Below are 10,469 nucleotides of genomic sequence, written 5' to 3'. Positions count from 1 at the left end.
AGCCTATCACGATTGCAGCGCCGTATCCGCCCAGTTCGATACTGCCCAGCGCGGATTGTTGGAGACGTTGAGTACCGTGTCGCGCGCGACTGTGATGAAGCCCCATTCGGCGACGTTGATCAGCGGCAGGTCGGCGGCGACGATCTTCTGGAACTGTTTGTAGAGCTCCGTCCGCGCCGCCGTATCGATCGTCTCCGCCGCCTTGGAGATAATGCCATCGAGCTCCTTGCTGGCATAACCGCCCTGGTTGGAGAAGGGCACGCCCGCCGGAATGCCGGACTGAACGAGGATGGTGGTGGAAATCGCCGGATCGCCACGAAAGACGGGCGGGGCGACGGCCAGGTCGAAATCGTGATCCGTATAGACAGCCTTCTGGTGGGCGGCGGAATCCGCATTGACAAGCTGTGCATCGATACCGATCGCGGCGAGCGCCTGGCGCAGGTAATCGCCGAACTGCCTCGTCTCGTTGAAATAGGGAGCGGGCCGGAGTTTCAGCGAGAAGCGCGTACCATTGGCGCCTTTCGGATACCCGGCCTCATCGAGCAGGACATTGGCCCTGGCGACGTCGAAATCGTAGGTCGGCACGTCGGCGTCATAAAATTCCGGCGCGTTCTTCGGCACCGGCCCGGTCGAGGCGACGGCATATCCAAGGAAGATCGTGTCGACGACGAATTTCCTGTCGATCGCATGCGCGATCGCCTGGCGCACCTTGAGGTCGGCGAGCTCCTTGCGGCGATGGTTGATCTCCACCACGAGCTGATAGGTCAATGCCTCATAGCCCTTGGAGATGACCTTGAGGCCCGGCACTTTGGAAATGCGGTCGAGATCGGTCAGTGGAACGGCGGAGAAGGCGGCGAGTTGGATTTCCTCCGCCTCCAGCGCCGCGCCGGCGCCGGCGCGGTCCGGCAGCACACGGAAGATCACTTCGTCGAGCTTTGGTTCGCCCTTTGCCCAGTAGTTCTCGTTCTTGGTCAGACGGTAGTATTCGCCGGGCTTGTATTCCGCAAACTTGAACGGACCGGTGCCGATGAGCTTCGTATTCGCCGGATTGGTCGCAATGTCCGTGCCCTCATAAACGTGCTTCGGCACGACGCTGCTGACGACCGGCAGCGCGTTGCGGATGAGCTGCACCGGCGTCGGCTTCGAAAACCGGAAGATGGCAGTCGTCTCGTCCGGCGTATCGACGGTCTCCAGATTGGCGAAGACGAGGCGACCGAGATTCTGTAGCGGCTTCCAGATGTTGAGCGCGGAGAAAGCGACATCGGCGGAGGTGAAAGGCCTGCCGTCGTGCCACTTGACGCCCTCGCGCAGCTTGAACGTAACGGACTTGCCGTCCGGAGAACCTTCCCAGGAGGTTGCAAGCCGGGGAGACAGCCCGTCCTTGCCCTCGAACGAGGCTTCCGCGAGCGGTTCGATCACTTTGCTGGCGACGAAGAACACGCCGTTCGAGGCAACGATCGCGGGGTTCAGATTTTTAGGCTCCGAGTCGGCCGCGACGATCAGCCGACCACCGGACGGTGCGTTCTGTGCGCGCGCAAATCTCGGCAGGGCGGTCGAAGCGAGCAGCGCGGCGCCAGCCTGAAAAAGGGTTCGTCTTGAAAGGCTTGCGATCGACATTGCTCTCTCCTGCGTCCAACATTTTCGACGGATATTGCCAGCGAAATCGCCAGCCGCACAGGCAGGAAATTTCGCCGAGCCGCTTTCGTGAACAAATTCCCGGTCGAAACCGGGTCGTATCGATAAAAAAAGGGTCCGGCAGGACGTCCCGCCAGACCCCTCAAGGCCGGGAGGACCTTTACGGATAGATTTTCTTGGCAAGGTCCATCATCGGACCATATTCGTCCAACTCGCGGGTGCCGAGCAGTTTGGCGCTGGCGAAACGCTTCGACTCCGGATCGAGCTGGTCTTCGACGCCTTTGATCACAGGCAGCATCCAGGCCTTCGCGTAGGTCACCTGCGATTCCATTTCGAGGAAATGGTTGATGAAGAGTTTTGCCGCGTTGGGATGCGGCGCGTTCTTCATGACGGCGAAATGGATCGACACATAGGGAACGCCTTCCGGCGGCACGATCACCTTGATCGGCAGCCCCTTCAAGTCATTGGCGAAGGCGAACATCTGCGGGATGTAGACCGGATATTCGCCGCGGGCGACGCGACGGGCATCATTGCGGAGATCCCGACTGAAAACAGGCTTGTTTTCAGCCAGCTTTTCGTTGAACTCCTGGCCGAAAGTCTTGTTGAAGACCACGAACATGGTGCCGCCGGAACCGAGCGGACGCATGTCGTCGGAGAGGATCTTGCCCTTCCACTTCGGATCGGCGAGGTCCTTCCAGCTCTTCGGCTCATCCTCCGGTTTCACGAGGCCGGTGTTCACCAGGATGCCATAGGCTTGCAAAAAGCCGGGCACGTGATCGTCGGCGACTTCTTTTTTCATGTCGTCGCGAATCTTGGCGACGTTCGGAATCTCACCGAGCGGCTCGATTTGGATGCCTTGGTTTTTTCCCGTTTCAATCGAGTTTGCCGAATGCATCTGGATATCGGCGATGTAGCGGCCGGCAGCCTGTTCGGAGCGCAGGCGTTCGGTCAGTTCGCTGGCGCGCACATCGAGCGATTCGACCTTGATGCCGTATTTTTCCTGAAAGGATTCAACGACGGCGACGAAGTTCGGCGCGCCGAGTTGCGAGTTATAGACGGTGACGGTGCCTTCTTTCTTGGCGGCTTCCACCACCTTGTCCCAGTCGGCATCCTGCGCCAGCGCAGGTCCTGCGAGTATTGCGCCGAGCGCCAATACAGTGAATTTCTTGATAAGCGACATTTCTCCTCCCTGGAATATTCGCTGTGATTTCGGGCGTCATCAGATCTCCACGACGACGTAGTCCTCGTCGATGGAGACCGGAAAGACCTCGGCCTGATAAGGGCCTTCCGTGAGCGCTCCGCCTTTGGCGACGGTGACGTCGAAACTTTTCACACGGGTGCGCGCCGGATCGCACCAGGATTTCCCGGTGCGGATGTCGAACTCCCAGCCGTGCCAGGGGCAGCGTACCAGCTCGCCGTGCCGCGTCATGCGGTACTGGCCAGGCTCATCGGATTCAGCCAGCCCCACCATCTGGCCGCGGCAGAGATCGGCGCCCTCGTGCGGACAGCGGTTGGCGATGGCGAAGAATTCGCCCTTGACGTTGAAGAGGGCGATGTCGCGGCCTGCGACCTTCACCAGTTTGGATTTGCCGATATCGAGTTCATCGACCCTTGCGACGACGTGACGAGCCATTCTCAGTTCAATCCATAGAAGTTGACAGCATTTCCGGCGAAGATCGCCGCTTTCTCGGCCGCGGTGAGCGGTATCTTGAAAGCGTAACGAGGATCGTCGAAGTCCCAATGCGGATAGTCGGTCGAGAACATCAGCCGATCGGTCCCGATCCATTTCAGCGTGTCGGTGAGGTTTTTCGCCGGGTTCGGTTCTTCCATCGGCTGGGTGGTGAACCAGATATTGCGGCGCAGGTATTCAGACGGTGGCCGCTTCACATGCGGGACTTCGTCGCGCATCGTGCTCCAGGCCTTGTCCATGCGCCAACCGAAAGCGGGCACCCAGGAAAAGCCGCCTTCAACGAACGAGACTTTGAGCTCCGGAAAGCTCTCGAAGACCCCTTCGAAAATCAGGCTGGCAATCCCCGCCTGCATCGTCTGCACCTGACTATGGTGTTCTTCGATATAGTAGGATGGCCAGCCGGCGCCGGTCGCCGGATGCCCGCCGACGCCGCCGACATGCAGCGATATCGGCAGGCCGTGGCCCACGGCGGCTTCGAAGATAGACCAGTGACGGCGTTTTCCCAGCGGTTCGATGGAGCGCGGCGGCAGGAGAACCTGTGCGAACCGCTTGTCGGATGCGCGTCGATTGATCTCCGCAACAGCGCTCGCCGGGTCTTCCTGAGTGATGATGATCGAGCCGCGCAGTCGCGGTTCCGGTTCCAGGAATTTGCCGAGCTGCCAGTCGTTCAGCGCGGTCGCGAGCGCCACGGCGAAGTCCGGATGGCGCTGGCCGCTGGCATTGAAGCGCAGCGGCACAAGCACGCCGATATCGATGCCCAGCCCGTCGAGATGCTGTTCACGCAGGAAGGGCAAATCGGAACCCGGCGGACCGCCGGTCGGCGGCCAGGAATCGACGCGCGAGACTTCCGGCACCATGCGCGGATGGGAGAGCGTTTCAGCAAGCCCCTGCCGGGTATGGCCGCCATAGGTCGCCAGATGATCCTTCCACCGCTGCGCGAGATAGGGATGCAGTTCGGCCGGCGTCTTCATAGACGGATGAATGTCGCAGTCTATGAGGTTATATTTGGCCTTTGCCTCGACCGGGCGCTCCAGCGTTTGGGTTTCCGTCATTTCGCGACCTCCTTTCCGAAATCCGCGGCGATCCGCGAATAGGTGGCGAGCGGATTGTCGATCAGAATTTTCCTCGCCAGCGTTTCGCCGAAACTTGCGGAAAGCGCGTTCAGACCCTCGAATTGCGTATGCGGATAATCCGTCGAAAAGAGCAGGATGTCGTCGCAATCGATATGCTCGAGCGTGCGCGCGAGTGCGTCCGTTCCAATCGGGGCTTCGACAGGCTGCAGCGTGAAGCGCACATGCCTTTTCACGATATCGCTCGGTTGTTCCGTCACCCAGGGCGTCTCGGCGCGCACGCCGCGCCAGGTCTTGTCGGCCCGCCAGAAGAAGGATGGCAGCCAGGTGAAACCGCTTTCAGCGAAGACCACCTTCAGGTCGGGAACCTTGTGGAAGACACCTTCGGAAATGAGGCTCAGGAGCTGGCTTTCGAAGATCGATGCCTGAGCCACATGGGCCTCGACGAAATAACTTGGCCAGCCGGTGGCGGTTGGCGCATGGCGATTGCTTCCACCGGCATGAATACAGAGTGGTAGCCCGTTTCGCGCGGCGGCCTCGTAGATCGGCCAGTATCGCCGGCGGCCGAGAGGCTCGTCGTTCTGGGCGAGGATCAGTACCTGAACAAAACGTTTGTCGGCGGCGCGTTTCTCGATTTCCGCGACGGCGAGTTCGGCATTCTGGGCGGAGACGATGATGGAACCCCGCAGGCGTTGCTCCTTGTCCAGCCATTCCCGTGCCAGCCATTCGTTGACCGCGCCGCAAAGCGCCGCCGCCATATCGTCGGAATGCATGATCATCGAGCCATGCAGCACATTGCAGATGGCGAACCGTGTGCCGAACGGATCGAGCGCCTGGGAGCGCACCGTCTCCAGGGTGTCACCCGCAAAGCCGCTTGTCGCCGTCCAGTCCGAACGGACATTGATTGGCGCACGTGCCGGTGAGGACGTCATGGCAAGGCTCAGCCGATCGACGCCGCGCATGACAAAGGTCTCGCGCCAGTAGTCGTCCAGATAGGGAAGCAGCGTCCTGGTCGCCGGTGAGGCTGGGTGGAGATCGCAATCGATCCCCCCGACCGTCGAGAGGCCCGTCTCCTTGCCCAATGATCTGACCATTTCATTCATGCGATTACTCCGGGTCAGGCCAGACGGTAGACGTGCTTTGCGTTGTCGCGGAATATCTGCGCGCGTTCCGTCGGCGACAGCGGCACCTTGAAGGCAAAACGCGGATCGTCGAAATCCCAATGCGGATAATCGGTCGAGAACATCAGCCGGTCGGTGCCGACCCAGCGGAGCGTGTCGAGAAGGTGGCGGTTGTTTTCCGGCTCCTCGATCGGCTGGGTGGTGAACCAGACGTTCTCGCGGATATATTCGGACGGCGGCCGTTTCACATGCGGGACTTCGGAACGCATCCGCTCCCATTGCTTGTCGAGCCGCCAGGCAAGGGGTGCCGCCCAGGCGAAGCCCCCCTCGACAACCACGAGCTTCAGCTTCGGGAATCGCTCGAAGACGCCTTCAAAGACCATGCTTGTGACGACGCTCTGCAGGCTGTGCGAGAAGGCGTAGTGTTCCTCGATGTAGAATGAAAGCCATCCTGCGCCACTGTTGGTGTGCCAGCCGTAGGCGGCCGAATGCATGCCGATCGGCATATTGTAGTGCTCGGCTGCTTCATAGATCGGCCAATAGCGGCGGCGTCCCGCCGGTTCGATGGTGCGCGGCGGGATGGCAATCTGCACGAAGCGGCTATCGCCGATCCGCGCGTCGATTTCGGCCAGCGCGGACGGAGTATCTTCCTGGGTGACGCAGATCGAGCCCTTCAGGCGCGGTTCGGGAGCCATCCATTTGTCGATCTGCCAGTCGTTGGCGGCAGCGCACATGGCCGCGCCGAGCTCCTGGTTCAGCGTCGAGGAACCGGCCGCGAGCGGCTGCAGGATGCCGTATTCGATGCCGAGCGGATCGAGGAGTTGTTCCTGCAGATAGGCGAGATCGGAGGCAGGCGGCCCGCCATTCGGTGGCCAGGAGTCGCGCCGCATGCCGTTGCCGGGCGTCATGCGCGGGTAGGGCAGGGTGCCGACGACCGGATTGGCGCTGCGCGGTCCGTAGTCCGCCAGATGGTCGCGCCAGCGCGCGGGCAGGAATTTCGAGAGCTCGCTCGGCGTGCTGAGGGCCGGGTGGATATCGCAATCGATGACGCCGAGCTTAGCCTCGGCCTTGGCGTCCTTTTCCAGAACGGCTTGATTCATGGGTTAACCCTCCAGTCGCGGGTAGGTGGCGAGCGCGTTGTCCCGGACCAGGCGGTCGATCAGGCGTTCCGGGAAGCCCGCGGGAATGGCGGCATCACCTTCGAACTGCGGATGCGGATAGTCGGTCGAGAAGAGCAGCATGTCGTCGGCGTCGAGATGTTCGATGATGCGCTCCAGCTCCTTTGGATCACGTGGCGCGTCGAAGGGTTGCGTCGTCATGCGAATCTGGCGGCGGACCATCGCGGCTGGCGGTTCCTTCACCCACGGTATCTCGATGCGGGCGCCGCGCCAGTCCTTGCTCATGCGCCACATCTGGCCGGGCAGCCAGGAGACACCGGATTCGATCAGCACGATCTTCATGTCGGGAAATTTGCCGAGCACACCTTCGGCGACGAAACTGCCGACCTGGGCTGCAAAACCCTGGATCTGGTGGACGTAATCTTCGGCAAGATAGGAGAGGAAACCGCTTTGGCTGGGTGCATGGCGATAGGCGCTGCCGGCATGCACGCCCAGTGTGAAACCGTGGCGCTGGGCAGCCTCGTAGATCGGCCAATAGTAGCGACGGCCGAGCGGCATTTCGCCCTGGCAGAGCGCCAGCACCTGCACGAAACGCTTGTCGTCGGCAAAACGCTCGATCTCCTCGACGGCGGCTTCAGGATTCTGCATCGGCAGGACGAGCGAGGCGCGCAGCCGCGGGTCCTTGTCCAACCATTCCGCCTTCAGCCAGTCGTTGGTGGCGCGGCAGATCGCGGTGGCGAGATAAGGGTCGTAGATTGCGTGCACGCCGGTCACGCAGTTCAGGATCGCATATTTGAGGCCGAACGGATCGAGCAGGTTCTTGCGCAATTTTTCGACGCCCCTGCCTTCGGCAGCCTTCCAGTCCTCGCGGAAAAATGGCCTGGTGCGTGTCGGGAAATTGGTGAGTTCAAGGCGATCGACATCGCGCGAAACCACGATCTCCTGCCAGTAATCGTCCAAATATGGCAGCAGATCGGCGCGCTGGGGCGCATCCGGGTGAACGTCACAGTCAATCGCGCCCAATTGCGACAAAACCGGGCTCCGCTGGACCACAGCAGTATCCACCGCGCAAACCTCCCTTTTCTCGGCGGCCAGCTCTCTGTCCAGTGGCCCGCCCGCATCTCACTCCCGGGACGGTGCGTTTTAACGCGGCTACCGCCCATCGTATCCGTGATGCGTTTCCTCGATGTGAAAGGTAAGGGGCGCCGAAGCGCGTGAGAATACTCTTTTTTGTCGTAGCGGCTTTCGCAAAACGAGAAAGCCGAAAGGCATTCGGCTTTTCTTCCGCGGCAAAGATGCGGCTGGCTATGCGGCTCTTTCGCCGTGTACCAGTGACGCATGCATATGGATCTTCAGCCAATCCATCAGCGCCTTCACACTTGGCTTTCGGGCCTGCGTCTGGGGGATCAGCGCCTTCAGCCAGAGTTCCGCGACGGGATAGTCCGGCAGAAGTTCCATGAGCTTGCCTGTCCTGATCGAGTCTTCGGCCACATAGCTCGCCACCATGGCAACGCCGCGACCCCGCAACGCCAGATCATGCAGGATCTGCGTGTCGTTGGCGCTGAAGGCGGAACGCACCTCCACATCGATGGGTCCGCCGGGGCTCATGAAGGACCATGTCGAACCCGTCGCGTGGAAGGTCAGACAGATGTGATTGACGAGATCACGCGGATGTTTCGGAATACCTCTCGTTTCGAGATAGGAGGGGGCGGCGCACAGTTTTCTCGGGTAGGGGCAAAGCGGCTCGTCGATAACGTTGGAATAGGAGGCAGGCAACGCCCCGAGCGCGATGTCATAGCCCTCCTCGGCCGGATTGACGGATCGATCGACCAGCGCAAGATCCATGGTGACATTTGGATTCTCCTGCTGGAAATCGCTGAGGATACGGGCAAGGAAGGCGATCGTCACCGTCGTCGGCGCCTTTATCCGGAGATGTCCTTCAATACGCTGAGCGACTGCGGCAGCACCGCTGATCGCATCGTCGACTTCTTTCACCAGCGCCTGGTAGCGAGGCAGGTAACGTTCGCCGACCTCTGTCAGGATGAGCTGGCGTGTCGAACGGACGAAGAGTTTCACCCGCATCTGATCTTCCAGCCGGCTGATGCGCTTCGTCACCACGGACGGGGCAACACCGAGGTGACGGCCGGCGGCAGAGAAGCTGCCTGAGCGGGAAACTGCGATGAATGTACGGATATTTACGAGCGTGTCCAATGCCTTAGCCTCCCGATCCGCCTTCGAAAGACGGTCCTCCGTTTGAACCTTAACACAGTTTATCTTTCTGTTTTCGAGAAAAGTGAATGTAAAAAAATGGTGCTTTTCGACTGCATGGGAAAAGGTCAATGTAACAGAAGAGGGAATTCCGGTTCTCCGTGTGATGCCGTTCTGGCCTCTTGGGAAGAGGAGGGTAATCGACCGGAATTCGTAAACAGGGAGTTTCAATTGATATCGGGCGGCGTTGTCGGAAGGGAAGTTTCGCCGCGCCGCCGGGTGCATATCAGGGACCTTGTCAAATGTGGAGTACGTGCCAGATCATTTCCAGCCGATATCGAATTGAACGGCGAGTGAGAGTCTAGGGCACTGCCGCGGCCTTTCGGGCCGGGACGGGAGAAAGGTGGCGAAGCCGTTCGGGAAAACGGCTTGGTCGAAAGGAGATCGCGGCGGGACGGCCGCAGAGAGTTCGGTGTCGGATGCCGGGAAAGACCCGGACCAAACACCAAATCGTCAAGTTCCAGGGAGGAGAGATACGTGACGAAAACGATATTCGTGACTTCGGCCATGAGGAAATGGTCGCGGCGATTTTTTCTGACAGTCGCAGGCGGCCTGATCATGGCGTCGGCGGTGGGCCTGCCGGTTCAGGCACAGGACGCCGAATGGCAGAAGGTGATCGAGGCGGGCAAGAAGGAGGGCACGCTCGTCCTCTATACGGCGCTGGTCGGCCAGCCGAGTACGAAGGCGATCGCGGAGGCCTTCACAGAAGAGTATGGCATCGAGGTCGAAATCCTCGAAGCCCGCGCCAGCGAGATTCGCGAGCGCGTTCGCGTCGAGCAAGCTGCAGGCCGTTTTGCTGCCGACGTGATGTTCACCAGCGAAGGGCAGACCATGCTCTACAATACGCAGGACAAGTCGGTCGATCCGCTGCCCGTGACGCCGAACTCCGGCAAGATCAACGACAGGTTCAAGCTCAAGGTTCCGATGGCTTCGGTCATGACCATTCCCTACGGCATCATGATCAATACCAGCCTCGTCAAGCCGGAGGATGAGCCGAAGAGCTGGAAAGACCTCGCTGATCCGAAATGGCAGGGCAAGATCCTTTCCGACGATCCGCGCGCCATCGGCGCCGGCTATCTCTGGTTCTTCTCGACCCATGACCGGATTGGAGAGGATTACGTTAAGAAGGTCGCCGGACAGAAGCTCGTCTTCACCCGCGACCAGCGAGAATCCCAGCGCCGCACCGCGCGTGGCGAATATTCGATCTACATGCCGGTCATCCTGACCGACTTCTCGGATCTGAAGGGCCTGCCGGTCAAGTTCATCATTCCCGAGGAAGGCGTTCCCTACGTGCTTTATGGCAACGTCCTGCTCAAGAAGGCTCCGCACCCGAACGCCGCCAAGCTCTATCTCGACTTCATGCAGAGCCCCACCGTGCAGAAAATCTACGCGGGTCTCGGCTACGGTCCGGTGCTGGACGGCATGACAGAAGGCCTGCCGGCCGACGTCAAGGCGATTTCCGAAGCCAAGCTCTACGGAACGACGGATACGACGCGCCAGAACGAGATGCTCGCCAAGTCGAAAGAAATTTTCAAGTGACGTGACGCGCCGTCGTCGGCCTGGGGTT

Annotated in this window: 9 protein-coding genes; 1 reads left to right on the top strand and 8 read right to left on the bottom strand. The window is 60.5% G+C overall.

What is annotated here, in order from left to right:
• Positions 1–6 precede the first annotated feature (6 nt).
• The 8 genes from JL39_RS06710 to JL39_RS06675 form a co-directional block, all read right to left on the bottom strand.
• On the bottom strand, positions 7–1,617 hold the full coding sequence (locus JL39_RS06710; RefSeq protein ID WP_037147677.1) for an ABC transporter substrate-binding protein: 1,611 nt from the start codon (positions 1,615–1,617) through the stop codon (positions 7–9).
• A gap of 178 nt (positions 1,618–1,795) precedes the next feature.
• Positions 1,796–2,815, bottom strand: a complete 1,020-nt coding sequence (locus JL39_RS06705; RefSeq protein ID WP_037147675.1) for an extracellular solute-binding protein — start codon at positions 2,813–2,815, stop codon at positions 1,796–1,798.
• A gap of 39 nt (positions 2,816–2,854) precedes the next feature.
• Positions 2,855–3,268, bottom strand: coding sequence for a Rieske (2Fe-2S) protein (locus JL39_RS06700; RefSeq protein ID WP_037147673.1), 414 nt, complete (start codon positions 3,266–3,268; stop codon positions 2,855–2,857).
• Positions 3,269–3,270: 2 nt separating this feature from the next.
• Positions 3,271–4,377, bottom strand: a complete 1,107-nt coding sequence (locus JL39_RS06695) for an amidohydrolase family protein (protein ID WP_037147669.1) — start codon at positions 4,375–4,377, stop codon at positions 3,271–3,273.
• Complete coding sequence (locus JL39_RS06690) at positions 4,374–5,498, bottom strand: amidohydrolase family protein (RefSeq protein WP_052182711.1); 1,125 nt, start codon at positions 5,496–5,498, stop codon at positions 4,374–4,376. Before JL39_RS06690 ends, JL39_RS06695 begins: the two co-directional genes overlap by 4 nt.
• Before the next feature lie 14 nt (positions 5,499–5,512).
• Positions 5,513–6,616 (bottom strand): amidohydrolase family protein, encoded by a 1,104-nt coding sequence (locus JL39_RS06685; RefSeq protein ID WP_037147667.1) that lies wholly within the window; start codon positions 6,614–6,616, stop codon positions 5,513–5,515.
• A 3-nt stretch (positions 6,617–6,619) separates the two neighbouring features.
• The gene (locus tag JL39_RS06680; RefSeq protein ID WP_081952733.1) at positions 6,620–7,699 is read right to left on the bottom strand and encodes an amidohydrolase family protein; all 1,080 of its coding nucleotides are present in this window, start codon (positions 7,697–7,699) and stop codon (positions 6,620–6,622) included.
• Between the two features lie 240 nt (positions 7,700–7,939).
• Entirely contained in the window at positions 7,940–8,845 is a 906-nt protein-coding gene (locus JL39_RS06675) for a LysR family transcriptional regulator (RefSeq protein ID WP_037148561.1), read from the bottom strand.
• 534 nt (positions 8,846–9,379) lie between these two features.
• Here JL39_RS06675 and JL39_RS06670 point away from each other — a divergent pair.
• A complete protein-coding gene (locus tag JL39_RS06670) occupies positions 9,380–10,441 on the top strand; it encodes an extracellular solute-binding protein (RefSeq protein ID WP_052182710.1) in 1,062 nt (353 codons plus the stop codon).
• Positions 10,442–10,469 lie beyond the last annotated feature (28 nt).

The organism is Rhizobium sp. YS-1r (assembly GCF_000757525.1).
GTDB lineage: Bacteria > Pseudomonadota > Alphaproteobacteria > Rhizobiales > Rhizobiaceae > Neorhizobium > Neorhizobium petrolearium.
This window is presented reverse-complemented; position numbering and strand designations above follow the sequence as displayed.

Coding starts and splice junctions, on each gene's coding strand:
- JL39_RS06710 (WP_037147677.1), bottom strand. CDS start 1,617: ATGTCGATCGCAAGCCTTTCAAGACGAACCCTTTTTCAGGCTGGCGCC.
- JL39_RS06705 (WP_037147675.1), bottom strand. CDS start 2,815: ATGTCGCTTATCAAGAAATTCACTGTATTGGCGCTCGGCGCAATACTC.
- JL39_RS06700 (WP_037147673.1), bottom strand. CDS start 3,268: ATGGCTCGTCACGTCGTCGCAAGGGTCGATGAACTCGATATCGGCAAA.
- JL39_RS06695 (WP_037147669.1), bottom strand. CDS start 4,377: ATGACGGAAACCCAAACGCTGGAGCGCCCGGTCGAGGCAAAGGCCAAA.
- JL39_RS06690 (WP_052182711.1), bottom strand. CDS start 5,498: ATGAATGAAATGGTCAGATCATTGGGCAAGGAGACGGGCCTCTCGACG.
- JL39_RS06685 (WP_037147667.1), bottom strand. CDS start 6,616: ATGAATCAAGCCGTTCTGGAAAAGGACGCCAAGGCCGAGGCTAAGCTC.